Raw genomic sequence first — 24,866 nt, 5'->3', positions numbered from 1 at the left:
CAGATCCTTCCTTTGTTTCCAGTGTTAAAAGCGATTCAAAAAACTTACTGCGCAGCGGGCGCTTCGGCGGGAGCCGGGGCAGGCGCGGAGGCCTGACGGTCACCACCACGATCTCCGCCGCGGTCACCACGGTCTCCACCGCGATATCCGCCGCCACCACCACCGCCACGCGGGCCGCGGTCGCCTTCACGACGTGGGCGACGCTCCTGGCGGCGCTCGGGAGCGGGAGCTCCTTCGACTTCAGGCTTGCGGTTGAGCCAGCACTTCACGCCGATGATGCCATACACGGTACGGGCTTCGGTGAAGCCGTAGTCGATGTTGATACGAAGGGTCTGAAGAGGCACCTTGCCCTGGCGATACTGCTCGGCGCGGGCGATGTCCGCACCACCGAGACGACCGGCGCAGCGGATACGAATGCCATCGGCACCCATGTCCATCGCGGTCTGCACGGCGCGCTTCATCGCACGACGGAAAGAAATACGGCGCTCAAGCTGGGTCGCCACGCTCTCAGCCACAAGCTGGGCGTCGATCTCAGGCTGCTTGATCTCAAGGATGTCAATCTTCACGGACTTGCCGCCGCACATCTTGGAGATCTCGTTGCTCATCACCTCGATTTCCTGGCCCTTGCGACCGATCACAAGACCGGGACGCGCGGTGTGCAGGGTGACGCGCACCAGGTTCCAGGCGCGCTCGATGACGATCTTGGCGAGTGCCGCCGAGGAAAGCTTCTTCTTGAGGTAGTCGCGAATGGCAAGGTCAGCATGCAGGAACTCCGCATAGTCCTTCTCCGGGGCGTACCACTTCGAGCGCCAGTCTTTATTGACGGCGAGACGGAATCCGATTGGATTGACTTTTTGGCCCATAGTATTTGAAAGGGTTGGGTGTCTGGCGGCTGATTAGGCTTGCTCAGCGGCCTTCTTCGTCTTGGCGGCGCGCTTGGGTTTCGCTTCTTCTTTTTCTTCCGGCTTCTGTGCCAGGACGATGGTGAGGTGGCTCATGCGCTTCTTGATGCCGGCGGCGGAACCACGGGCGCGGGGCATGATGCGCTTGAGAACCGGGCCCTTGGTGGCCGTGGCGCTCTTGATGTAGAGATCATCCGCATCGAGCTCGTGGTTGTTCTCCGCGTTGGCGATGGCGGAGCGGAGGGTCTTGCCGATCAAGAGGGCGGCCTTCTTCGGAGTGAAGTTGAGCACGCTGAGGGCCTGCGAGACGGGCATCCCCTGCACGGCGCGGGCGACTTCCCGGGCCTTGAGATCGGAGATTCTTGCGAATTTCGTGACGGATTTGACTTCCATGGCTTGACTTGCTTCCAGTTAACTCTTCACGGGCTCGACGCGACCGGTGTCCCCTACTTTGACGGGTTCATCCTTGCTGACGAGTTCCTGCAACACGGCACCGCTGATGCCATTGCGGACATCGACTACAAGGACGCGGGCCACAGGCTTATCCTGACGGTAGATGGAAAAGGGCATGCCGGGATGCACCCCGTGGCGCGATCCGACATTGAGAATGAGAATACCGGTGTCTTCCTTCAGGCTTACGACACGGGCGTTTTGGAGATCGAGATCTCCGACGGGTTGTTTGGCGGCCTGCACCTTGGCCAGGGCCTTGTCCGCAGCGGCGAGACCTTCGTCGAACTTCAGCTTGGGCTGGCCCTGCACAGGACCGGAGGCCTTGGCATACTCGAGGCTGGCCAACGAGAGCTGGTAGAGCGCGTCTGCGAGGGCGCGGTTCTGGCCTTCGAGGATGCGGAGGTCGCTCAGCGCGGCGAGAAGGCGCTGATTGGTTTCACTGCTGCTGGCATCCAGCGCGGCCATGCCGAGACCTTCCATCTGCACGCGGATGCGTTCATAGGCCTCGCGGCCCTGCTGGGACTCACCGTTGGCGGAGGCAAGCGCTTCCGCCAGGGCATTCACCTGTTCGCGAGCCTTCGTCAGGCGGGCGTCGAGGTCGGAGACGCGAGTCAGCGCCGCCGTGAGGGTCATCTGAGCCTCCTTCAGTTCCACCGCCAGGTTCTGCTGCCCCTGCACATGGCCAGCACCGAGCGCCACCAGCGCGAGAAGCGCGGCAGTGCCTTGGCGGGCGATGTTGCGGAACAGTGACATGGCGGTGAAGAAAGAAATAAGGAGACTCGAAGACGAACGAACTGCTTTGCTTACTTGGTGACCTTGGCGGTGTGAGCGCCGTGGCCCTTGAAGGTGCGGGTCGGGGAGAATTCACCGAGGCGATGTCCGACCATGTTTTCGGTCACATACACGCTGATGAAGTCCTTGCCGTTGTGCACCAGGAAGGTGTGGCCAACGAAGTCGGGCGGGATGATCGAAGCACGAGCCCAGGTCTTGATGGGCCGCTTGGTGCCGGCTTCATTCTGAGTGTCAATCTTCCAGAGCAGCTTCTGGTTGATGAAAGGTCCTTTTTTAAGTGAGCGTCCCATGGCAGGTAACTAGCTGGGTCAGAGGTTCGAAAATGATTACTTGGCGTTGCGACGCTGCACGATGAGGCGGTTCGAGTGCTTCTTCTTGCTGCGGGTCTTCTGGCCCTTGGCGTGGCCCCAGGGGCTGAGGAGGTGCTGGCGACCACCACCGGACTTGGAGCGGCCTTCACCACCACCGTTCGGGTGGTCGATGGGGTTCATGCACATGCCGCGCACGGTCGGGCGAACGCCCAGCCAGCGGGTACGTCCAGCCTTGCCGCTGATGACGTTCATGTGGTCGGTGTTGCCGACCTGGCCAATCGTGGCGTAGCACTCGGCGAGAATCTTGCGGATTTCACCGGAGGGCAGGCGGATGAGCGCGTAGCGACCTTCGCGGTTGGAGAGAATGGCGGCCTGGCCGGCGGCGCGGACGAGCTTGCCACCCTGGGCAGGGTTGATCTCGATGTTGTGGATCTGCGTACCGAGCGGGATGTTGCGCAGGGGCAGAGCGTTGCCGAGTTCAGGCTGGGCCTTCTCTCCGGCGGTCACCTTGGCACCCACTTCAAGATTGGCGGGAGCAAGGATGTAGCTCTTCTGGCCATCCGGGAACTGGATGAGCGCGATACGGGCGGAGCGGTTCGGATCGTACTCGATGCCGACCACGTTGGCAGCTTCATCACGGCGGGAGCGCTTGAAGTCGATGAGACGATAGCGGCGCTTGTGACCACCGCCGATGTGACGGCAGGTGATGCGACCCGTGTTGTTGCGGCCACCCGACTTGCGCAGGGCCTCAGTCAGGCTGCGCTCCGGTGTGTGCTTCGTAATTTCTTCGAAGGCAGGGAGCTGCTTGAACCGGTTCGAGGGCGTGTTGGGCTTGAATGTCTTAAGAGCCATGACGCGATAAGGGGAAAATTTCTACAGGGACGAACGAGGCGGGAGTCGACTAGGCGAGCTCGATGGTTTCGCCTTCTTTGAGGCGGACAACAGCTTTCTTCCAGTCGGAGGTCTGACCGGCACGGGCGCCGCGACGGCGTTCCTTACCGGAGTAGTTCATGGTGCGAACGTCGACGACCTTCTTGCCAAAGAGCTTCTCCACGGCCTGCTTGATCTCGATCTTGTTGGCGCGCGGATCGACCTTGAAGACGTACTCGTTCAGCTTCTCACCAAGAAGGGTGGCCTTCTCACTGAGGCGGATCGTTTTGATGGCGTAGGAAAGGTCTTTCATTTAGGCAGTCCTCTTGGCAAGGATTTCAAGTGCGTCTCCCACCACGACGATTTTCGCGAAGTTGAGGAGGTGTTCAGCATTCACGTCGGCGGCGTTCAGAAGCTGCACGTTGGCAACATTGCGACCGCTGAGGAAGGTGGTTTCATCGAAGGCGCTGGCGAGCACGAGCACCTTCTTGGCGTCGGTCAGACCGCTGAGCGTCTTGATGAAGCTCTTGGTCTTGCCGTCCTGGATGGAGAAGTTCGCCGTGGTGAGGACGTCGCCGTCTTCAATGCGGGAGGTCAGGGCGCGGCGGAGAGCCAGCGACTTGATCTTCTGCGGGATCTTCTTGGAATAGTCGCGAGGACGGGGGCCCCAGACGACACCACCCCCACGCCAGATGGGAGAGCGGACGCTGCCCATACGAGCGCGGCCGGTGCCCTTCTGATTCCAGAGCTTCTTGCCGGAGCCCGCGACTTCATTGCGGGTCTTGGTGCTGGCAGTGCCCTGGCGGCGGTTGGCGCGATAGGCCACGACGGTTTCGTGCAGAGCCTGGAGGCCCTTGGCAGGATCCTCGACCAGGTTGATGCTGGCCTTCTTGGCGGCGTCGAGTGTAAGAGTAGTTGCGGACATGACGATGGGCTCGACTCAAAAGTTAGTTCTTGGCGGCCACCTTCTTGATGGCGGGACGCACGAAGACGTAGGAATTGTTGTGGCCAGGAACGCAGCCCCTCACAAGGATGACGCCCTCTTCAGTGCGGCTCTGCACGATCTGCAGATTCTGCGTGGTACGATTGGTGGTGCCGGTGTGTCCGGGCATCTTCTGGTTCTTCCAAACGCGACCGGGGGTAAGACGGCAACCGATGGAACCAGTACGACGGTGCATCATGGAACCGTGGGTCATGGGCTGGCCGCGGAAGCCATAGCGCTTCACAACGCCCTGGAAGCCCTTGCCCTTGGTGGTGCCGATGACGTCCACGACGTCGCCAACTTCGAACACTTCAGGACCGAACACGGTGCCGGCTGCAGGAGCCTCACCATCGATGCGGTATTCCTTGAGCACGTACTTCGCAGAGGCACCAGCCTTCTTGAAATGACCGCCCTCAGGCTTGTTCACGCTCTTCTCCTTCTTGTCGTCGAAGCCAAGCTGAACAGCGCTGTAGCCATCCTTCTCCACGGTCTTGACCTGCACCACCTGGTTGCCCGCCACCTGAATGACGGTTACCGGAAGCGCTTCGCCCTTGTCCGTGTACACCTGGGTCATGCCCAGCTTTTTGCCAATCAAACCAATTTTCATGGGAGTCGTCTTCCTGGGTGCCCGCTTAGATGCGGATGGTGATGTCCACGCCGGACGGCAGATTCAGTTTCTTCAGCTCATCCACGGTGCGGGCCGTGGGATCCACGATGTCAAGCAAGCGCTTGTGCGTGCGGATTTCGAAATGCTCGGAGGACTTCTTGTCCACGTGGGGCGAGCGGTTCACATTGAACTTCTCAATGCGGGTGGGCAGAGGAATGGGGCCCGCCACTTTGGCGCCGGTGCGCTTGGCTGTCTCCACGATTTCCGCAGTGGACTTGTCCAGCACACGGTAATCGTAAGCCCGCAGGCGAATTCTGATGCGTTGACTTTGCATGGTGTGTATCCCGCTCGGGTGAAATGATTCTCAGGTTAGGACTTCTTGCCGCCGCGCTGCTCCACGATCTGATCCACGATCTGCTGGGGCACCTGTTCGAAATGCGAGGGCTGCATGGAGTAGGAGGCGCGTCCGCTGGACAGGGTGCGGATGGTGGTGCTGTATCCGAACATTTCGGAGAGCGGCACTTCGGCCTTCACGATGCTCATGTTGTTGCGGCTGTCGATCGAGGTGATCTTGCCGCGGCGACGGTTAAGGTCACCCATGATGTCGCCTTGATACTCTTCAGGAGTGGTGGCTTCCACTGCCATGATGGGCTCAAGCATGATGCACTTCGCCTTCTTGAGCGCGTCCTTCACGGCGAAGATAGCCGCCATCTTGAACGCGTTTTCGTTGGAGTCCACGTCGTGGCTCGATCCATCGAGAAGGTCGATGTGAATGTCGATGACTTCGTAACCGGCGATGATGCCGTTGGTCACCGCTTCAAGAACGCCGGATTTACAAGCGTTGATGTATTCCTTGGGAATCGTGCCGCCGACAACCTTGTTTTCGACCGTCACACCCTTGCCACGTTCGCTCGGGTACACCTTGAGAATCACGTGGCCGTACTGACCGCGACCACCGGACTGCTTGACCAGCTTTCCTTCGCCGTCGGCTGCCAGGGTAAGGGTTTCGCGATAGGCGATCTGAGGTTTGCCGGCGTTGGTGTCCACCTTGAACTCGCGAAGCATACGGTCGCGAAGGATTTCCAGGTGAAGCTCGCCCATGCCTGCGATGATGGTCTGGCCGGTTTCTTCGTCCGTGCGGACCACGAAAGTCGGATCTTCGTCGGAGAGGCGCTGAAGTGCGAGAGCCATCTTTTCCTGATCGCCCTTGGCCTTGGGTTCCACGGCCATGGAGATAACAGGCTCGGGGAAGGACGGGGGCTCAAGCAGGATGTCGTAATCATCTTCTGCGAGCGTGTCACCCGTGGTGACGTTCTTGATGCCGACCATGGCGGCGATATCGCCGGAGTAACAGCAGTCGATGTCCTTGTGCTGGTTGGCCTGAATCTGAATCAAGCGGCCCACGCGCTCGGTCTTGCGGGTGCGGGGATTGTAAACCACATCGCCCTTGCGGACGCAGCCGGAGTAGACTCGGAAGAACACCAGCTTGCCGACGAACTTGTCGCTCCAAAGCTTGAACGCGAGGGAGACAAACTTGGCATTGTCGTCCGGGCGAGCTTCGATGACGATTGCAGCGTCGTCGGGGCTCTGACCCTTGGCGGCAGGAATGTCGAGAGGACCAGGGAGGTAATCCACCACGGCGTCCACGAGATACTGCACACCCTTGTTCTTGAAAGCCGAGCCACCCGCCATCGGGATGATCTTCAGGCTGATCACAGCGCGGCGAAGAGCCGATTTGACGTCTTCTTTCGAGATGGGCTTTTCCTCAAGGAACATCATGCCCATTTCGTCGTCCACATTGCAGAGCTCTTCGACGAGCTCGTCGTACGCCTTCTTGGCGGTGGCGATTTCGTCACCCTCAAGTTCACGGGTGTGGTAGGTGGAACCCCACTTGTCGTCATCCGAGTAGATGACAGCCTTCTGGTTCACCACGTCGATCTGGCCCTTGAGCTGATCTTCGGCACCAATCGGGATAAGAATCGGCCAGGCATTCGCACCCAGCTTCGTGCGGACGTCTTCCACGACACGGGCGAAGTTCGCTCCGGTGCGGTCCATCTTGTTCACGAAGGCGATGCGGGGCACACCGTACTTTTCAGCCTGACGGTAGACCGTCTCGGACTGGGGCTGCACGCCGGCCACGCCGCAAAGCACGAAGATGGCACCGTCGAGCACGCGCAGGGAGCGCTCCACCTCGGCCGTGAAGTCCACGTGACCGGGGGTGTCGATAATATTCACACGGATGTCCTGGCCGGTGAAGAGCTTGAAGATGTCGTTTTCAGGAAGCTGCTTCCAGTTCGTGGTAACAGCAGCGGAAGTGATGGTAATGCCGCGCTCGCGCTCCTGTTCCATCCAGTCCGTGGTGGCTGCGCCGTCGTGCACTTCACCAATCTTGTGAATCATGCCCGTGTAGAAAAGAATACGCTCAGTCAGCGTGGTCTTTCCCGCATCAATGTGCGCGCAGATGCCGATGTTGCGCGTACGCTCCAGCGGGAAACTGCGGTTGGGGGAATTGAGGTTGGCAGACATGGAAGGGGGAATATTGGGTAAGGAGGACTTGCGACGTACAGCTCAGAGAAAAATCGACTACCAGCGGAAGTGGGCGAACGCGCGGTTGGCCTGGGCGGCCTTGTGCACGTCGTCACGCTTGCGGATGGCGCTACCCTGGTTGACCGAGGCGTCCTTCAGCTCATTGGCGAGGGCGACATGCATCGGCACACCCTTGCGGGCACGGGCATAACCAACAATCCAGCGGAGGGCCATGCCCAGCGAGCGATTGGGAGCAACTTCAAGAGGCACCTGGTAGGTGGCACCACCCACACGACGAGGCTTCACTTCCACGCGAGGCTTCACATTCTCGATGGCGCGGGTCACCAGCTCAAGAGGGTCAACAGCTTCGCTGTTTTCGTTGAGGCGGTCGATGGCGGCATACACCAGACGCTCAGCAAGGGACTTCTTACCGCTGACCATCAGCTTGCTGATGAGGCCGGCGACGAGCTCGCTATCATAGCGGGCGTCTTTGTAGGTGTGCTTGGAGTAAGTGCGCTTCCTGCGGGACATGTTGTGAGGCAGTTAAAAGTTTCGCTATCAGGACTTCAGGGCTTACTTCTTGCCTTTGGCAGGAGCAGCGGCAGCACCGGGCTTCGGACGCTTCGCACCGTACTTCGAACGGCCACGACGGCGCTTGTCCACGCCAAGGCAGTCCAGCGTGCCACGAACAATGTGGTAACGCACACCCGGAAGGTCCTTCACACGTCCGCCGCGCACCAGCACGATGGAGTGCTCCTGAAGATTGTGACCTTCACCGCCGATGTACGCGATCACTTCATAACCGTTCGTGAGACGTACTTTGGCGACCTTACGAAGAGCCGAGTTCGGCTTCTTGGGCGTTCTGGTCATCACCTGAAGACATACACCACGACGCTGAGGGCAATTCGCCAGTGCAGGGGACTTGGATTTGACCGCTTTATCCTTGCGGCCATGTCGCACGAGTTGATTGATGGTGGGCATATCGACGGTGTCAAAGATTCTCGCTCGTTCGGTCACGACACGGAAAGACACGTCACCCTTGTGGGTTGCGCTTCTTGTCCGGGGCTGCTTCCGATAGGAAGACCCGCCGAAGCGGGCCTTGAAAACCACCCCGTGTTACCGGGGCCGAGGCTGTGGGAGCGCGAATACTACGGAGATGTCGAACCCGTGCAACTCCTTTTTGCACTTTCTTCGCGTTCTTGGGACGATTTTTCGCCCCTGCGACCGGATTTTCCCAGTCGCAGCCGCAGTTTACTCCTTTGTTTCATCTACAATACGCCCTTCTTTGCTCTGTCTTACTGGGCCGCATCCAAGGCTGCCCTGGCAGTATTCACGCGGGATACCTCCTGAAGAAGCGCATTATACTGCTGGAACAAGGTATCCACCTGAGGGCGAAGGGAGTCTGCCGTGGTGCGAATGGCCGTATCCAAATCCCGCGCCTCCCTCAGGCTGACGGGACGCCCTGAAGAATCTGAAGGAAGGGCAGCCTGCGTAAGCTGGGTCCGCCTCGTTTTCAGGAGCGCTTCGTTCCTCGCTACCTCATCCGCCAGCATCCTCCGTTGCCCTTCCGTAGTGGCCTGCGCCAGGGAGGCGTTCAGCGTGCGATTTTCGCGTTCCAATCGGGCAATGCTCTCCTGCATGCCGTTCATGACCTGCCGTCTCTGGGTGTTGGTGTGCGAGGTCAGGCGGCGGTTCTGCTTGAAGTCCTGATTCTGCACAAAAGTCGTCCCCCACCATCCGTCGCTCACCGCGTCAAACTGGGGGTGCTCCTCGTGCGCAGGCATGGCCTGGCTCAGGGAGAGGATCTGCTGCACACGACGCTCGATGCGGGCGTCGATTTTCCCGATGGCCTTCTGCTTTTGCTCCAGCGTCAGGTTGAGGGTGGGCCGCCGCAGCTGCTCCTGCATGTCCGCCCTTCTCCGCTGGTAGAGAGCGATGTTGTTATTCAACCGCTGCATGGAGTCCTGCTTCATCCTCGCAACCCGGGTGCGGGAATCCTTGGAGTCCCTCACCAGCTTCAAGGAGTCGACCAGCTGATCGATCGTGCTTTCGATGCGTGCATCCGTCGCCCGGAGTTCATCCCGAAGGAGATTCGCTCTCCTCTCGCGTGCGGCGAGCTGGACCTTCAGTTGGGCCTTATCCAATTGGGGCGCAGGCGTTTGTGCATCAAGGACAGGTGCCAGGCCAGCGAGCAGAAGGGAGAAAACAGCACAGGGACGGAGTACGGATAGGTGCATAAGAAAGTCTCCTTAACTGCCGGGCAGTATGCACAGCCTTTTCTTTGAATGTCTATGTAAAAACACCTCGCCCGGGCAGATGTAATTCCATAAACATCACTGTAATCCAAAGGATTTGCCTACCCGCGCTTGCGAGCCTGTATCGAGAGGACTGAAACTAAAACCGCTCTTCGAAAAAAACAAAAAAGCCCCGCTCCGTTTCGAGCAGGGCCTTGCAGACCTCGCTAGCACCAGTCTCAGTGCGCCTGGCTATTTGGCGGCATCCACCGCAGCCTTCACCGTGTTCACCGCAGAGAGTTCCTGAAGATAGGTCGAGTAATTGCGAAACAACGTGGTGAACTCACGCTGAAGAGAATCCACGGTCTTGCGCAAGGCTCCGTCCATATCCTGCGCTTCTTTCCCACTGATGGGACGGGTAAAGTCGATGGTCGGCTTGGCGAGGTCGGCGATCTGAGTGCGACGCTCTTTCAGAAGCTCCTCGTTCCGTGCGATTTCTCCCTGCAGGGTTTTGCGATGCTCATCGCCCGTGGCCTTGGCGAGCCAGCCCTGCAGAGTCCGGTTGTACTGCTCGAGTCGGCCCACACTCTTCTGCAACCCCTCCAGAATCTTCCCCCTTTGGGAATCCGTGTACGTCATCAGACGCTGATTCTGTTTGTAGTCATCGTTCACCGCGAAGGTGGTACCGTACCAGCCGTTGTCCACGGTCTTGTACTTGTCGTAGTCCTGGTGCGTGGGCATGGACTGGTTGAGCGCCAGAATCTGCTGCACGCGCTTCTCCATGCGGGAATCCACTTTCGCGATGGCCTTCTGCTTCTGCTCCATCGTGAGATTCAAGGTGGGGCGGCGCATCTGTTCCATCAGATCGGCTCGCTTCCGCTGATAGAATTCGAGGTTCTTCGCCAGTCGCTTCACGGTGTCTTCTTTGATGCGGGCCACCTTGGTGCGTGAGTCTTTGGAGTCCCCCACCATCTTCAAGGTCTCGATGACGCGGTCGATCGTTCCTTCGATGCGGGCGTCGGAAGCCTTCAGTTCAGCGAGCATCAGATCGGCTCTTTTCTGCCGTGCATCCAATTGAGTCTTGAGCTGCGCCTTGTCCAACTGCGGAGCGGGCGCTGTGGCGGGAGCCTGAGCGTCTACAGTAGTCGTCATACCTGCCAGCAAAATTGCCAGCACTGCGCACGTGCGAGGAAGAGATGAATACATAACGTTGAGGGTGTTGCGCCCCGAGTATGCGCGGCTCTTTCCTGACACGTCTAGAGTGAGTCCATAAGACAAAGGTCCAATGGGCCCAGCGCTCCAGCTATGCGCCCGATGCCCCGAAACAAACGCGGGATGCATCTCTGCACCCCGCGCGAAAAACTTCAGAAGCTTGTACTCTGGCCAGATTACCAGGAGACTACAGGCGGCGTGTTGGGCAGGGGGATGAAGCTGTAAACCTTGGGTCCCCAGACGTTGTTCAGCTCATTGGACTCGGCGATGTTGCACGTCAGTTCTGCGCCGCTGTCATTTTCCCAGTCGTCGTCAGTGCCCCACAGGTAGCGGTCCACAAGCAGGTAGATCTCAATCTTCGAGACACTCTTGGGAATGCTGAAGGAGACGGTGGAGCTTTCATCTCTTATCTCCGTGACGTCGAGTCCCTCGGTGAAGGTGACAAATCCGCAGAGCCCCTTGGAGCCGACTGGATACTTCACAGGGTCATTGGTCGCGAGCACCTTGAAGCCGAAGATGCAGGCGAAGTGCTCTGACTTCGCCGTGCCAAAGTTCGCCACAGTCACCGTCGCGGAATAGGCGCGGTGCCACTGGGTGTCATACTGCTCCTTGCGGGTGGAGGTGAAACCCAGGGGCACCAGGTCAGGCCTCGGGAGGAGTTTGATATCTGGAGAGCGTTCGATGGGACCGGTCGTGATGACGGGTCCATTACCTCCAGCGAAAGCGCTCATGGTCAGGCCGAGAGCCATGGCGGGGTGGATGATGTTTTTCAGAATACTGGCACGGTCGATTTTCATGGATGTGAGCCTGAAACTACAGGGCTGTACAGGGTGCATGTGAATGCCACCTCGATTGTGACATTCCGTGGTCCAAACCAAGTGCAGCGCGTCCAGACACCCGGCATCCCATTCCTGCCATGACGACCCATCTCGCGATGCCCACCATGCGACAAAAAACGCGGGATGCCGGCCGCATCCCGCGTTTTCAAAATACCATTGTCGGGACAATTACTTGCCGCGCAGCTTCAGGGTCGGCTTGACCACCACGGGTTCAGTCGTCGTAGGATCCAGGAGTTCTGCGAAATGCATCACAGCGCAACTGATCACGTTGTTGTCTTCGTTGCCCTCCATGACGGCGCCGGTGTAATCCGCGCCGTAGTCATTCTCCCAATCGTAGTCAGGATTGAGGTAGCGCCAGCGGTCCACCACGAGGAAAATTTCCGCGGAGGTCACGGCTTTCGGCATGGCAAAATCAGGGCTGCCCCACTGGTAGGACGGCACATCGACGATCTCGAACATCTTCAGGCTCTGCAGATAAATCGGGCCCTGGTTCCCATAATGACACGAGCCTACAGGCCATTTCACAGGGTCCGTGGTGCTGAGCACTTTGAAGCCGATGTGGGCGTTGAACGAACCAGCATCCGCCGGGCCGAAGTTCGCCAGCGTCACTTTGGCAGCCCAGTAGCGCCACGCATCTTTTCCGTCATCCGCGTGGTCGAAGGTGAAGCTGATCCCCAGGGGCACCAGGTCAGGACGGTCGACTTCCGGTTTGGGCTTGGGGTCGTCCTGAGGGTGGGGTTCATCAAAACGGTCGTCGAGGGCGAACGCGCTCATGGTCAGGCCCAGAGCAAGGATGGGGTGGAGGATGTTTCTAAGGATACTGGCACGTTGTATTTTCATGGAGGTAGGCCTGAAACTACAGGCTGTCCTGAATGCATGTGAGCACCGGATCTCCTGTGACATCCCATGAGAAAACCCCACTCCAGCTTTTCCCGTGGCGATGCTCAAGGCGCGATGGTCCTGAGGCAATTGCATGCCACGAGGCCGAGCTGATTTTTCTATTCTCCGATCTCGCTATCAGCCACCCAAAGACACACCCGGATCAAGGCGTAACCTTCAGTCGCTCGGCCACGGCAGGCAGCTTCTCCAACAACAACCGGGAAGACTCAGGCAGAGTCTTCATGGTCATGGGAATCACCTTGGTGTCTTCTTTCTCCGACTCGCCCGTCTTACGCCCCACCTTGTAGGCAGTATCCAAGGAGCCGTCCGCAGCCAGCTTCACTCCGGCCACAGCAGGATTGGGCACGCTGAGGTAAAAGGTGCCCTGGGGCGCGGGAGCACTTGCTGTAGCCTCGGTAGCAGCTTTCGCGCGCAACTTGGCTTTGGCCAGTTCCCGGAAGAGTTCCTTGGCCGTCAGTTCCGCAGGATTGATGAAGGCGACTTTGTCAGACACAAGTACCGCAGATGAACCAAGGTCATCGGTGCGTTGCGCAGTCCTTCGCTCCTCAAGCGCAGAGTCCAATTCCTTTTCGATGAGTGGGAAATGCGTGCATCCCAGCACCAGCATGCCCAAGCCTTGGGCCTTGTCGTCCGACTTCCTGCCTGCCACGGTTTCACTCACCTTCGGGTTCAGCACCATCTGCTTCACATCGAATGAGGCATAAGCCGCCACGGAATTCAGCTCCGCCTCCTTCGGGCCCGCATAGGCCATCGGTCGCTCCCCTGCCCCACTCCACACAAAGGCAGGATTCCCCTCAATGGCCCCTGCGAGGCCCACGCTGCCCTGCTGGATGACCCGAGGCACTGGCTTGCCCGCCAGACCAGCGGCACGGGCAATGGCCTTGGGATACGCATTGCTGGCGCAGGTCCCCACGGTCGCCAACACACCCACGATGGGTGGCGTTCCTTCGGAAGGAAGCTGCTCCACCACGGCCCGCGCTCCGGCCTCCACGACGCCGATGACGGGCACGTCGAGATTCCATGCCTTCAACGCGGCGCGCATGTCATCGATGCCGTAGGCCGTGGCCGTGTTGCACGCGATGACGACCGCCTTCACCGCCGGCTTGTCCAAACGAGGACCCTCCGCGCCGTGGTAGCGCTTCCCAAGCAAGAAGACCATGTCCTTCACAATCAGCTCACGCAGGTAGTCCTCGCGACCTTGGGAAGGGTAATTGCCATACGGCATGTTCGCCTGGTCCCCGAGGTAGATGAATTTCTCCCCGGCAAAATCTGGAATGCCATCCGCCCCAGGCTGGAGGGTCTTGTTGCTGAAGCTATCGAGCTTGAGGATCGCCTCCAACACCGTAAGTCCGCCGATGCCGGAATCGAAAACACCAATGGGAAGCTCAGAGCGATCTCCCTTCAGTGCGGCAAAGTCGATGCTGTTCGGAGCCTTGCCGTCTGGATGGGAGGTGACGTGCTGGAGCAGTGGAGCGAGCGCGGGAAGCGGAGCGGGAGTTTCGGCAACGAGCACTGGTGCTGATGCTGCAAACACGGTTCCGATGGCCCCTGCAATGACTCGCCGAATATCCCCATGCTTCATGCAGACAACCAACGCCCGACTGCCCGAGCGCGCAAGCGCTCGAATGTAGCCTCCACTTCAAAAATGAACCGCCGACACGCATGAGCGTCAGCCCAAGATCTGGATGCCGTGCCGAAGGCCTTGGACTGCGTGCAGCCCTGCTGCCGCTTTCCAGAGTCCACAGCCTGCTGTGGCGATGGCACCACTTGCTCGTCGGGTGATATGTCCAGAAAGCTTGGCGACTTCGGCGCGATGGAGCGTGCAGCAAGCTGCCCTTAGGAAAGCGGCTGCAGGCATCCGCAGTCCAAGGTGCTTCGCACAGCTTCTGAAACCTTTCTCACCGCCGCTCCACCAGCGCCTTCACCACAGCATCCGTGCCACTACCCTCTGCCTTGCCCACCACCTCCAGTGAGGCCTTCCCTGCACCGAAAGTCGCCACCGCCGGGGCGATACTTTCCTTCGTTTCATTCACCACCGTGGTCTTCACCGGAGCACAGAGGCTGAGCAAGGCAGGCACGTCCCCGTACTTCACGGCACCGGGCACGAAGTTCATGTCCCACACGTCATTGAGCTTCGCGAAACGGAAGCCTTCGGTATCCACGAAGAGCTGGTTCACCTTCGACTGCGCGATGCCTACCGCAGCAGCAGCGATGGGTCCCGCGCCTTCCACTCCAGCGACGCAGATCGTCTCAGTGCGATACTTGTCGTTGTCGCGGATCATCGCGATGCTCGCCATCACGTCGCGCACGCGCTCGGCGAAGAGGGAGGGATTGTAGCCGTACTGGTAGCCCGCGTAGCCGTAGAAGGAATCGAGCTTCTTCTTGCCGTCGTCGTACACGTTCGGATTCTTCTTCGCATCCTTCATGTAGAGGTTCGGGCAGGCGATGGAGAAGCCTTCTGCGAGGAGCTTGGTAGCAGCGGGGGTGAGATCGCCATTGTCATCCAGAATCGAAGCCTCACCCTTGAGCGACACCCAGAGCACCACGCTGTTGTTCCACTGCTTCGGATAGATGTAGACGGTCTCAATCGCACCCAGCTTGCTGGTGATGGTGCCGCGCATGAGCAGGTAGCCGCCCTTGTCCTCCTTCGTACCGAGGCTGTGCACGGACTCCCCCTTCGCGGGCATCTTGCCGCCAATCAGCACCTGCCAGCCGGCGCCGACTACATCACGCTGCTTCGCGACGTCCGCTTCCGTCTTGGGAGCCAGCAAAGGCGCTGTTTGCTTGGCGGTGTCCTCCGTGAACCACTTCACCAGCGCCTTCTCGTGAGCCTCGCCGATCTTGTCACCGGTGGGCTTGGGGTGTTTTGCATCCCACACACTCATCTCCTGCTCGCTCAGGGACTGGAAGTCACGCTCCAGCACCGGCTCCTCGAGGCCGAGCTTGAAGTGCTTGTTGTAGAAGTTGTACATCGCCGTGCGCGACACGTGATTGTAGTTGTGCGGGAAGTGCGGGGCGAAGAGGGCCGTCACATTGTTCGGCACACCGAGCATCGTGTAGAGGTTCTTCAGATCCGGGAAACCTTTCGTTTCCAGCTCCTTGGTCCAGTCGTTCGCCGTGGTCATGCCCAGCGGGCGCGGCGCAGTGAGCGCGGCGAAGTCGATGTTCCCCTGGTCGATGCGCAGGTGGTTGGTGTTCTCACAGGTGCAGCCGCCCTGCATCGCCGTGCTGACCATCACGCAAGGGAAAGCCGCGGTGACGCGCTCATCCAGCCCGCTGAGAATCATCGTCTGTGTGCCACCACCGCTCGCTCCGGTGCAACCAACACGCGTGGGATCCACGCCCGGCAGAGAGAGGACAAAGTCCAGCGCGCGGATGCTGTTCCACGTCTGCAGGTTGAAGTAGCCGACCAGTTGTGATTCGGCATCCGGACTGATGAAGCCATTCGCCTTGGGGCCGTGGCGATGCTCGATATTTCCGCTCGCATCGGCGAACTGCAAGGAGTCGGCATAGCCCAGCATGTCGTAGTGGAAGACCGCGCAACCCATGCGCGCGAGCTGCACACAGCGGGCCTGTAGCGGGGAGCGGGCGGCATTCTCAAATCGCTCGGCACCGGAAGCGAGTTCCTTCTTCACCCCGGCATTGTCGAGATTCATGAAGCGCCCGTTCGGCCAGTGCCCATGCGGGCAAAGCACCACGGGCATCTTCTCCCCAGGGTTCTTCGGCAGGTAGAGATTGCCGGTGACGAAGTTCCCGGGCACAGATTCGAAATAGACCTTGTCCACCGTGTAGTCGTCGCGCTCCACACGACCATGAATCACGGGATTGAGCGGCGTCTTCGTGGGCATGGGCACCAGGCCGCAGGCGACCTGCGTGCGCTGGAGGATGTCCGCCCGGCGCACCGCCCATTCCTCCTTCGACTTCACCGGGGTGAAGGGGAAATAGCTCTTGTTCAAGTCGCGCAACTTACGCACGGGCACGGTGGCGGGAGCATCGGCGGCAAACACAACAGGTGTGAGCAGTGCTGCGATGCTCGCGGCAACAGTGAGCGATGACAGGCGGGAGAGGACGCGCGCGGGTGAATTCATGCACTGCTCCATACGGAGGAGAAGGCGGAATCTTTTTCCAAGGAAAGCGATCAACAATGAGCGATCTCAAAAATGCAAAGCATCTCCACAATCTCATTTGCACTCATTCTGGAGAGTGCCATGACCGTATCGCAGCACGCATTGAGGTGGCCCCACGACATTGCCACACGTGGGCATTCCCCCCGGCAAAATCAAGCTCTGACAATCTTCACCTTCAACACATCAGACAAAAAGAGCGACGGAGGCAGTGACTGCATGCCTGAAAAGATGTTTTCACTTTCAAAATTCAAGCCCTGGTCCTTCGGAATATAAAGATAGAGGTCAAATCTATCGTCGTTCCGAGCGGAGTCGATACCCTTCCCCCCTAAATAAGCCTTGGCTTCGTATTTTCCTGCGGAATCAAGAACTCCGCGCTCAGCGCTTTGCAGCCAAATTAGATCCGACTGAACTTTCAATTCTGGCTGCGAAACTAACACGTAAACACAAATTTGAGTTGAGCCGTATCGATTTCGAAGAGCTCGAAGCTCTGGTCCGACAATAGCACCATGGACAGTCACTTGAACATGATCGGCATCGGTGATGAGTGGAATTGTTGGACGCCCCACCTCGTTTACAACAATCGATTCCTGTTCGGAGTGAATGGATTTCACAACGTGATGTGTAATCACAATATCAGGCTCCTGCGTGACGAGAACGAGAGTAGCACAGGCAAAAAGAAGGTACGGTCCAACCAGCAGGAGTGCCTGCCATAGATGCGACCGCTCGTTTCCATTTCTCCACGTCGACCAAGATTCGCAAAATTTTGGCAAATCGCTTCGAAGGCCGATCCAAAGAAAAGCAATCAGGCCAGAAATGGTGGCCAGCAGGTTCAAATGCTCCTCAAACTTACTCATTCGATTACCAGAACTGTCGCACAAAAAACGTTGTGTCAACTGTAAATAAAGAACACAAAAATACGAGGTATCTTTCACGAATGGCACCTAGTTAATAGCCCGAACCGGAAAAGTATTGCGCAAGGGCATGAACGAATAACCGTAGAGAACGCCTGAAGCGAAGGAGCAAATCAAGCCTGAACGACTACCGCATCGCCACCTTAGATCCATACCCATGGGGACGCTCCGGGGCCTGAGGCTTTCATCGAATCCCTCGTTGAGGTCCAATGCCGGCAATTTTCCCCGAATGCAAGGACGACGCCACCCGCGGAGGTGCATCCGCCTAGCAGGACCTGTGCGTTCTGCGCGCCCGTGGCCCTGCCTGAGTACGAGAGAACGCGGAAGCGGACAAAAGAACCCAATGATTTTTAGTCCCTGTGGGTTGTACACTTCCAGGCACACAGTCACCCTCAACGCCTGCAACATCCCAGACTCAATTCGAGGCCCATCCGAATGGGTCACACAAGAAAAAAGGTCGTTGGGCAATTTCTGAATTTCTCCCGCTCACTGTCCTCACTCCACATCTCACCGTCACACCGGAAGCCTCCCCTTTTCTGCCGTGTTTCGGTACTTTTGCGAATTAGGCTCTGGTGAACGCGTGCGCGGGAGTTCGCTTGCAAGAGGCAAGGATTGACATGTGAGAGCGTACGACCTTTTCTGTCCCCACTTCATCACTTTCACCACTACTCAACGCAAGGCACTCCATGAAGAAGTACAAAGTCGGCATCATCGGTTACGGCTGGGCGGCGGGCGCGCACATCGCGGCCATCAACGCCACCTCCCACGCACAGGTCACGGCAGTCTATTCCGCCCGCAAACTCGACGACGCTGAAGTGAGCTCGCGCCACGGCGGCTCTATCAAGACCTACACGGATTTCGACGAGTTCCTGAACTCCGGCATCGACGTGGTGGACATCTGCTCCATGCCCGCACTGCACGCCGAGCAGGCCATCGCTGCCGCGAACGCCGGGAAGCACATCATCCTGGAAAAGCCGATGGCCATGAACATCGCCGACTGCCGCGCCATTGTGGACGCCGCAGAGAAGAATGGCGTGAAGGGCTGCGTGTGTTTCGAGTGCCGCTTCTCCGGTCAGTTCCTCGCCACCAAGGCTGTGCTGGAGCAGGGCCTGCTGGGCGACCTGCACTACGCCGAAGTGGACTACTACCACGGCATCGGACCTTGGTACGGCCAGTTCCGCTGGAATGTGGGCAAGGAAAATGGCGGCAGTGCTCTGCTCACCGCCGGCTGCCACGCACTGGACGCCCTGCTCCTGTGCATGGGCAATGACGTGGAAAGCGTCACGAGCCTCTCCACGAAGTCGAAGAGCGACATCTTCGAGCCCTATCAGTACAACACCACCAGCGTCACCCTGGTGAACTTCAAGGATGGTCGCGTGGGCAAGTGCGCCGCCGTGGTGGACTGCCTGCAGCCTTACTACTTCCACACGCATCTCGTGGGCAGTGAAGGCAGCCTGCTGGATGACAAGTTCCACTCCATGAAGCTGGGTGCGGACAAGAGCGGCTGGAGCAAGCTGAACCTCAAGATGCTCGACAGCGGTGACGTAAGCGACCACCCCTACCAGACCCAGTTCCAGACGTTCTTCGACTCCCTGGAAAAGGGCGAAGACATGCCGCTCACCAGCTTCCGTGAGTCGCTGCGGAGCTTCGAAGTCCTCTTCGCCGCGGACAAGAGCGCGGAGGAAGGCGGTCGTCCGGTGAAGCTGAGCGAGTTGAAGTAAGCGACTTGTCGGACCGCTCATGGGCACTACCAGAACGCTGATGGTTTCCATGATGCGGGCCGCCGTTGCTGCCGTCTTGTGTGGCGCAGGATTCACGTCCTGCGCCAGTTTCCAGAAAGAGAAATCAGGGGCAGAGCTAAGGAAGGAAGGATACGAGGCGTTGCTCAAGACCGTGAAAGCGGGGATGTACCGGCGGCAGCTTTATGCAGTGCTGCCTCCGTGTGAGAAACCAAAGGCACAACCGCCCAGTTTTTGCGGTATTGGAGGTGTCACGATGTACTGGGCTCACCAGGAAACGCACAAACTGGACCCAGAATGCCACCTGACAGTCTGCTACCAGTTGAAGAACGGCGGTGAATATCGGAGAAGAAATGAATGGGCTCTGCGTACCACCAAACCTCCCGCCACTAAACCGTTCGCTCTTACCCCCGATACCATCGATGCGCTACTCAAGGCGGAGGCTTTTGTACTGACTGAGTTTGCGGAGGATGAAGTTCCATCCAAGGAAAATCCGGATGACATTATCATGTCCATATCAGGAGTGCACCTAACCTCCCCGCTTTCAAAGCAAATACCCATGGAAATCACGATTAGCCCGACTCAGCAGCAAGGTTTTATTCTCGGACGCAGGACCGAAAAGGGTCCTGATCTCCCGATGACGGTTGAACCGGCAAAAACCCGCTAATATCGCTTACGCCCATCAGCCCTTTTGATTTTATCCACACCATGCCGTCCGCCCTCGCCATTTTCGCCCATCCTGATGACATCGAATTCGTCGCCGCCGGCACGCTACTGCTTCTGAAGCAGGAGGGCTGGGACATTCACTACATGAATCTGTGCACGGGCAATGGTGGCTCGGTGCAGATGAATTCGGAGGAAACCGCAGCGAAGCGGCTGGAGGAGGGTAAGGCAGCGGCGAAGATTCTCGGGGCCACCTTCTACCCGCCTATCTGCCATGACCTTGAGCTGAATTACACGCCCGAACTGCTGCGCAAGGTAGCGGCGGTAGTGCGGGAGTCGAAAGCGAGCATTGTGCTGACGCATTCGCCGCAGGACTACATGGAGGACCACATGTTTGCCTCGCGCCTGGCGGTGAGCGCGGCCTTCATGCACGGCATTCCCAATTTGGCCAGCGACCCGCCCCGGGACGCCTATTTCCATGATGTGACGGTGTACCACGCCATGCCGCACGGCCTGCGCGATCCCCTGCGCAAACGCATCCGTGCCGGGCAGTACGTGAACACCACGAAGGTGCACGACCACAAGCGCAAGGCACTCGCCGCGCACGAGAGCCAGAAGCACTGGCTGGACGTGAGCCAGGGCATGGACTCCTACCTCATCACCATGGATGAAATGTCCCGCGCGGTCGGCCTGCTCTCGGAACACTTCACCCACTCGGAAGGCTGGCGCCGCCACCTCCACCTGGGCTTCAGCAGTGCGGAGACGGATCCGCTCAAGGAGGCCCTCGGCTCGGACTGCCTCATCAGTGTGGACTACGAGAAGTGGCTGGAGGAATAAGACGTTCTAAAATCAAGGGAGCTGCTCACGCACTATGGGATCTACCTCCACAAAAATTGCCGCCCTGTTCTTGTTCGCAATCGCAGCGGCCGGACATTCTCATGCGACGGAACATCCTTTGGTCCAGCTAGAGGGCCTCGGATTGCGGTTCGAGGTAAAAGTGTCTCAGTCCGCAAAGGTTGAGCCTGCTACATCCTCCGAACCGTATCCGACTCTAAAGATCGAATCCGCGGGAGACGAAGAAGACGTTGTCGTCCAAGCCAAGGGCAAGTCTGGAAAGGTCCTGTGGAGTCAGTCCTTTGGGTACAATTCGAGTGCAGCAAATCATGTAAGCGTTCAGTCTTCAACTACTCTGGACGCCGTCATTGTGCACCACCATGGCTATAAGTGGGATTGGACGCGGGTACTGCTTTTAGTCGCCCGTACCAAGGAAAAAACAGGTGATGTCAAAGTCACCCCTTACCAACCTGACGCGCTGTTGAAGACCCTTGAGAAACATCGCCAATTCAGGGCGGGAACAAAGTACATCATCGCCCCCCTTGGGTTCAGTGGTGACCGTGTGAAGTTCGAATGCATTCCTATCGCACCGGACGGCGCAGCGCATCCCTTCAATCAAGACCACACCCAGTGGTTCACCATCGAAGCTGAACTGGACGCGCATCGCAACGTCATTCCGGTCCGAGTTGTCCCTGCGGTAGAAGCGAATTCCGAGGACCAGAACAAATAGCAGGTCATCCCGCCCCCTTCCGCCCGCCTCACCTCCTCGAAAAATGACGAAGTCAGAATGAGGAATGACCATCCGGTCACCTGTTCTGGAAAAATTGTGATGCCCGTGAGTTAATGCCGCATCGCGCGGCTAGAAACCGTCTGACACCACGTTTCGAAGGCCGCCACCGAACCAACTTCTCTCTCTTTCCAGCTCTTCCCATGCCTCGCAAACAAAGCCACATCGCCCCCGATTGGTGGGACTACACCACGCTCGATGACTCCCTGATCAACGACGCCGCCCGTCTTTCCGTGCGTGACCTGCAGCAGCTTTCGCGGCCCGGGTTCAAAGTCGTGATGTATGACACGCTGGAGGACTTCTACCTGGCCGAGGCACTGGAGTACATCAACGCCTGGCGCCAGTCCACCGCGGACAATCCCGTGGGCATTTGCGGCCCCATTGGACCCACGGAGCAGCTTCCGCTCGTGGCCCGTCTCGTGAATGAGTTGGGCATCTCGCTGAAGACGGCGCACTTCTGGGGCATGGATGAGTGGTATGATGCCGCCACCAAGAAGGAAGTGCCCATCACCCACCCGCTTTCCTTTGAGAAGGCCGACCGCGAACTCTGCTTCCGCCGCATCGACCGCAAGCTGGTGATGCCGGACGCGAACCTGCACTTCCCCACAGCAGATATCGCCGCCTTTACCAAGACCTGGAAGGCCGGCGTGCGCTGCGCGGTGATGCAGGGCGGGCAGGGCGACATCAAACACTGGGCCTTCAACGATCCCCTCAAGCGCGCCGGCAAGTACAAGAGCGCGCCGCCCTCACCTGAAGAGTACCGCAAGCTCGGCACCCGCGTGGTGGAACTGCACCCCGTCACGCTCGCCCAGAACGCGCGCACCAGCGGCGGTGGCAACGTGACCATGGTGCCGAAGATGGCCATCACCGTGGGCCCCAAGGAAACCTGGATGGCAGACAAGGTGAGCATCTGGCACGCCGGCGCGCATGACAATCCGCTTGGCCAGCGCCTGACGGCGTTCATGATTTCCAAAGGCATCGCTGACTCCGCCGTTCCGATGTCATTGCTGGCAGACCATCCGAATGTGCAGTTCAACTACTTCCGCGGCGGCATCGGCTCCGTTGCGGTGGAGATGCACTAGAGGGAGGTTAGACCTCCGGTCTGACAGCGGTGGTTAGGCCTCTGGCCTGACCGAAAAGGATGATGCTGGTCAGGCCGGAGACCCAACTTCCACCGTCAGGCGAGGACGCCTAACCTCCTGTCCTGCTGCCATCCGATGTGCTAGGGCGTGTTTTGATAATGTAGGACGACGAGATTGCCTGGGCAATGTTCTTGAGTGATAGGTGATTGCGATGCAACCAATCAAACGTTTGTGGCTGTCGGACGCCCGCTGGGAGGCGCTAAAAAAATTAACGTAAGCGGTCGGAGAAAGATTTTTCGATTCGATCCAAAAGGAGACGCCGGCGTGGCCGTCCTTCCAAGGATGTGCGGTTGATGCTGGAGGGCATTGTCTGGGTGCTGCGTACAGGAGCCCCATGGCGGGACCTGCCTGAGGGGTTTGGCCCTTGGGAGACAGTGTACGGTCGCTTTCGTCGCTGGCTGGCGGGTGGCCTTTGGCAGCGCCTTTTAGGCAGGCTGGCACGCTACACCACAGGCAAGCTGCGCCACATGGATGCTACGTGCTGCAAGGTGCATCAGTTTGCCAATGGCGGACATGGAGGAGTCCAAGCCAATGCCATCGGGCGCACCAAGGGCGGGGCCAACACCAAGGTTCACGCCTTGGTAGATACCAAAGGCATGGCCTGTTGCGTGAAGCTGAGTGCCGGACAGGTTCATGAATCTACAGTGGCTCTCGAGTTGACCAAGGCCGTGCCCAAAGGCTGTACGCTGGTGGGAGACAAAGCCTATGATGTCGATGCCTTGCGTGACCATTGGGAGGACCGCGGTGTGGGCGTTTGCGTGCCCGCACGCGAGGGACGCAAGCAGCCAGCCGCACATCATAAAGGCTGGTATCGCAAGCGTCACCAAGTGGAAAACTTCTTCCAACGCCTCAAAACCTTCCTTCGCATCGACCGCCGCCTCGACAAACTTGCTGCCACCTTCCTCGCCTTTGTTCAGCTAGCTTGCGTTCTCAATGCTATCAAATACCATTTCTAAAACACGCCCTAGGCTTTACCATGCCCGTCACTCCCCTGCCCTTCGAAGAAGCCCTGCTCTGGCAGTACATCACTTCCAAGTTCCAAGGGCAGCTGACCTCCATCCACGGACCTGCCCATTGGAAGCGGGTGCGACGCAATGGCCTGCTGCTCGCCACGAAGACCGGCGCGGACCCGGTGGTGGTGCGGCTCTTCTCGGTATTTCATGACAGCCGTCGCACCAATGACGGCTGGGATCACGGCCACGGAGGACGTGGCGCGGAGTTCGCCACGCAGCTACGCAAGGAATGGCTCGCGAACATTTCCGACGATCAATTCGAGCTGCTCCACTATGCCTGCACGTGGCACACGGACGGTCACCATCACGATGACCCGACCATCGGCACATGCTGGGATGCGGACCGGCTCGATCTCGGACGCGTAAGCATCATTCCCTCGGCCGAATTCATGAGCACGGCCTTTGCGAAAGAGATGGCAGACGTCGGCAGCATCCAGCCATTCCTGCCGCATAACGACTGGGAGATGGACTAGGAGTGACTGGTGTTCTTGACTCAGGTTTTTGGCCAACCTGCCGCAACACCAATCCTTTATCCTGGTCATAGCCATGCATAACTGTCTCAGAGTTGGATACACCATCACCAAACTCCTTGACTCTCCGGGAAAAGTCTTCATGAAGAGACCGAGAAAATCATGTCTCTCCGCTCACCGCTATTTCATCACGCCTTATCCGTAGTCTGCAAAATCGGGGGATTATCCGCGACGGTCATACTCTGCCTCACTTTCAGTTCCTGCGTGTATCAGGATCACGCAGAGCAGGTCTACATGACCCTTGCCGCAAGACCGAAGGCGCCGATCGAGGTCTTCAGCGAACCACCTGCCCGTAAATACGATCTGGTGGCGGACATCCAGGCAAATGGTGCTCCGGAATCGTTCTTCAAGAAGCGGGCTGCGACTCTGGGAGGCGATGCCATCATCTTCAAGCGCGTGGGTGGCCCCGTATATCTGGGAGCTGTCAGTCCGTCCGAAGCTCCCATCAATGGGCTGTACACCCGCGCCACTGCTTCAGTAATCAAATTCAAGTAA

At 58.7% G+C, this 24,866-nt stretch carries 27 protein-coding genes; 8 read left to right on the top strand and 19 right to left on the bottom strand.

The window, feature by feature from the left end; genetic code table 11:
- Nucleotides 1-44: 44 nt before the first annotated feature.
- The 19 genes from rpsC to G5S37_RS06390 form a co-directional block, all read right to left on the bottom strand.
- Nucleotides 45-863 carry a 30S ribosomal protein S3 gene (rpsC, locus tag G5S37_RS06480; protein WP_165201948.1) on the bottom strand — a complete coding sequence of 273 codons (819 nt, stop codon included), beginning with the start codon at nucleotides 861-863 and terminating at the stop codon, nucleotides 45-47.
- A 33-nt stretch (nucleotides 864-896) separates the two neighbouring features.
- A complete protein-coding gene (gene rplV / locus G5S37_RS06475; protein ID WP_165201945.1) occupies nucleotides 897-1,295 on the bottom strand; it encodes a 50S ribosomal protein L22 in 399 nt (132 codons plus the stop codon).
- A gap of 18 nt (nucleotides 1,296-1,313) precedes the next feature.
- Nucleotides 1,314-2,105, bottom strand: a complete 792-nt coding sequence (locus tag G5S37_RS06470) for a hypothetical protein (protein ID WP_165201943.1) — start codon at nucleotides 2,103-2,105, stop codon at nucleotides 1,314-1,316.
- Between the two features lie 50 nt (nucleotides 2,106-2,155).
- Nucleotides 2,156-2,434, bottom strand: a complete 279-nt coding sequence (rpsS, locus tag G5S37_RS06465) for a 30S ribosomal protein S19 (protein WP_165201941.1) — start codon at nucleotides 2,432-2,434, stop codon at nucleotides 2,156-2,158.
- Nucleotides 2,435-2,470: 36 nt separating this feature from the next.
- Nucleotides 2,471-3,307 carry a 50S ribosomal protein L2 gene (gene rplB, locus G5S37_RS06460; protein WP_165201939.1) on the bottom strand — a complete coding sequence of 279 codons (837 nt, stop codon included), beginning with the start codon at nucleotides 3,305-3,307 and terminating at the stop codon, nucleotides 2,471-2,473.
- Nucleotides 3,308-3,356: 49 nt separating this feature from the next.
- The gene (gene rplW, locus G5S37_RS06455; protein ID WP_113956771.1) at nucleotides 3,357-3,638 is read right to left on the bottom strand and encodes a 50S ribosomal protein L23; all 282 of its coding nucleotides are present in this window, start codon (nucleotides 3,636-3,638) and stop codon (nucleotides 3,357-3,359) included.
- On the bottom strand, nucleotides 3,639-4,250 hold the full coding sequence (gene rplD, locus G5S37_RS06450; protein WP_165201938.1) for a 50S ribosomal protein L4: 612 nt from the start codon (nucleotides 4,248-4,250) through the stop codon (nucleotides 3,639-3,641).
- A gap of 22 nt (nucleotides 4,251-4,272) precedes the next feature.
- Complete coding sequence (gene rplC, locus G5S37_RS06445) at nucleotides 4,273-4,914, bottom strand: 50S ribosomal protein L3 (protein WP_165201936.1); 642 nt, start codon at nucleotides 4,912-4,914, stop codon at nucleotides 4,273-4,275.
- A gap of 25 nt (nucleotides 4,915-4,939) precedes the next feature.
- On the bottom strand, nucleotides 4,940-5,248 hold the full coding sequence (gene rpsJ, locus G5S37_RS06440) for a 30S ribosomal protein S10 (RefSeq protein WP_009963539.1): 309 nt from the start codon (nucleotides 5,246-5,248) through the stop codon (nucleotides 4,940-4,942).
- Nucleotides 5,249-5,283: 35 nt separating this feature from the next.
- Complete coding sequence (gene fusA, locus G5S37_RS06435) at nucleotides 5,284-7,440, bottom strand: elongation factor G (RefSeq protein ID WP_165201934.1); 2,157 nt, start codon at nucleotides 7,438-7,440, stop codon at nucleotides 5,284-5,286.
- A gap of 57 nt (nucleotides 7,441-7,497) precedes the next feature.
- The gene (gene rpsG, locus G5S37_RS06430; protein ID WP_165201932.1) at nucleotides 7,498-7,971 is read right to left on the bottom strand and encodes a 30S ribosomal protein S7; all 474 of its coding nucleotides are present in this window, start codon (nucleotides 7,969-7,971) and stop codon (nucleotides 7,498-7,500) included.
- Between the two features lie 42 nt (nucleotides 7,972-8,013).
- On the bottom strand, nucleotides 8,014-8,421 hold the full coding sequence (rpsL, locus tag G5S37_RS06425) for a 30S ribosomal protein S12 (protein ID WP_165201930.1): 408 nt from the start codon (nucleotides 8,419-8,421) through the stop codon (nucleotides 8,014-8,016).
- A 314-nt stretch (nucleotides 8,422-8,735) separates the two neighbouring features.
- Nucleotides 8,736-9,677, bottom strand: coding sequence for a hypothetical protein (locus G5S37_RS06420; protein WP_165201928.1), 942 nt, complete (start codon nucleotides 9,675-9,677; stop codon nucleotides 8,736-8,738).
- 249 nt (nucleotides 9,678-9,926) lie between these two features.
- On the bottom strand, nucleotides 9,927-10,826 hold the full coding sequence (locus G5S37_RS06415; protein WP_165201926.1) for a hypothetical protein: 900 nt from the start codon (nucleotides 10,824-10,826) through the stop codon (nucleotides 9,927-9,929).
- Nucleotides 10,827-11,062: 236 nt separating this feature from the next.
- Complete coding sequence (locus G5S37_RS06410) at nucleotides 11,063-11,683, bottom strand: hypothetical protein (RefSeq protein ID WP_165201924.1); 621 nt, start codon at nucleotides 11,681-11,683, stop codon at nucleotides 11,063-11,065.
- 210 nt (nucleotides 11,684-11,893) lie between these two features.
- Nucleotides 11,894-12,565 carry a hypothetical protein gene (locus G5S37_RS06405; protein WP_165201922.1) on the bottom strand — a complete coding sequence of 224 codons (672 nt, stop codon included), beginning with the start codon at nucleotides 12,563-12,565 and terminating at the stop codon, nucleotides 11,894-11,896.
- A gap of 202 nt (nucleotides 12,566-12,767) precedes the next feature.
- Nucleotides 12,768-14,138, bottom strand: a complete 1,371-nt coding sequence (locus G5S37_RS06400; RefSeq protein ID WP_206026331.1) for an aspartate/glutamate racemase family protein — start codon at nucleotides 14,136-14,138, stop codon at nucleotides 12,768-12,770.
- 385 nt (nucleotides 14,139-14,523) lie between these two features.
- A complete protein-coding gene (locus tag G5S37_RS06395; protein ID WP_165201919.1) occupies nucleotides 14,524-16,713 on the bottom strand; it encodes an acetylxylan esterase in 2,190 nt (729 codons plus the stop codon).
- A 191-nt stretch (nucleotides 16,714-16,904) separates the two neighbouring features.
- Nucleotides 16,905-17,684, bottom strand: coding sequence for a hypothetical protein (locus tag G5S37_RS06390; RefSeq protein WP_165201918.1), 780 nt, complete (start codon nucleotides 17,682-17,684; stop codon nucleotides 16,905-16,907).
- A gap of 665 nt (nucleotides 17,685-18,349) precedes the next feature.
- Here G5S37_RS06390 and G5S37_RS06385 point away from each other — a divergent pair.
- The 8 genes from G5S37_RS06385 (at nucleotide 18,350) to G5S37_RS06350 (ending at nucleotide 24,866) form a co-directional block, all read left to right on the top strand.
- On the top strand, nucleotides 18,350-19,384 hold the full coding sequence (locus G5S37_RS06385) for a Gfo/Idh/MocA family oxidoreductase (RefSeq protein ID WP_165201916.1): 1,035 nt from the start codon (nucleotides 18,350-18,352) through the stop codon (nucleotides 19,382-19,384).
- Nucleotides 19,385-19,403: 19 nt separating this feature from the next.
- Nucleotides 19,404-20,069 (top strand): hypothetical protein, encoded by a 666-nt coding sequence (locus G5S37_RS06380; protein ID WP_165201914.1) that lies wholly within the window; start codon nucleotides 19,404-19,406, stop codon nucleotides 20,067-20,069.
- Nucleotides 20,070-20,110: 41 nt separating this feature from the next.
- On the top strand, nucleotides 20,111-20,902 hold the full coding sequence (locus G5S37_RS06375; RefSeq protein ID WP_165201912.1) for a PIG-L family deacetylase: 792 nt from the start codon (nucleotides 20,111-20,113) through the stop codon (nucleotides 20,900-20,902).
- A gap of 34 nt (nucleotides 20,903-20,936) precedes the next feature.
- Nucleotides 20,937-21,629: a hypothetical protein gene (locus tag G5S37_RS06370; RefSeq protein ID WP_165201910.1), complete on the top strand. Its 693-nt coding sequence runs from the start codon at nucleotides 20,937-20,939 to the stop codon at nucleotides 21,627-21,629.
- Nucleotides 21,630-21,829: 200 nt separating this feature from the next.
- Nucleotides 21,830-22,768 carry a glucosamine-6-phosphate isomerase gene (locus tag G5S37_RS06365; RefSeq protein WP_165201908.1) on the top strand — a complete coding sequence of 313 codons (939 nt, stop codon included), beginning with the start codon at nucleotides 21,830-21,832 and terminating at the stop codon, nucleotides 22,766-22,768.
- 299 nt (nucleotides 22,769-23,067) lie between these two features.
- Nucleotides 23,068-23,784 carry an IS5 family transposase gene (locus G5S37_RS06360; protein WP_276617057.1) on the top strand — a complete coding sequence of 239 codons (717 nt, stop codon included), beginning with the start codon at nucleotides 23,068-23,070 and terminating at the stop codon, nucleotides 23,782-23,784.
- Nucleotides 23,785-23,804: 20 nt separating this feature from the next.
- Nucleotides 23,805-24,314 (top strand): hypothetical protein, encoded by a 510-nt coding sequence (locus G5S37_RS06355; RefSeq protein WP_165201904.1) that lies wholly within the window; start codon nucleotides 23,805-23,807, stop codon nucleotides 24,312-24,314.
- 159 nt (nucleotides 24,315-24,473) lie between these two features.
- Nucleotides 24,474-24,866, top strand: a complete 393-nt coding sequence (locus G5S37_RS06350; protein WP_206026330.1) for a hypothetical protein — start codon at nucleotides 24,474-24,476, stop codon at nucleotides 24,864-24,866.

This window comes from Roseimicrobium sp. ORNL1 (assembly GCF_011044495.1).
Classification (GTDB): domain Bacteria; phylum Verrucomicrobiota; class Verrucomicrobiia; order Verrucomicrobiales; family Verrucomicrobiaceae; genus Roseimicrobium.
This window is presented reverse-complemented; position numbering and strand designations above follow the sequence as displayed.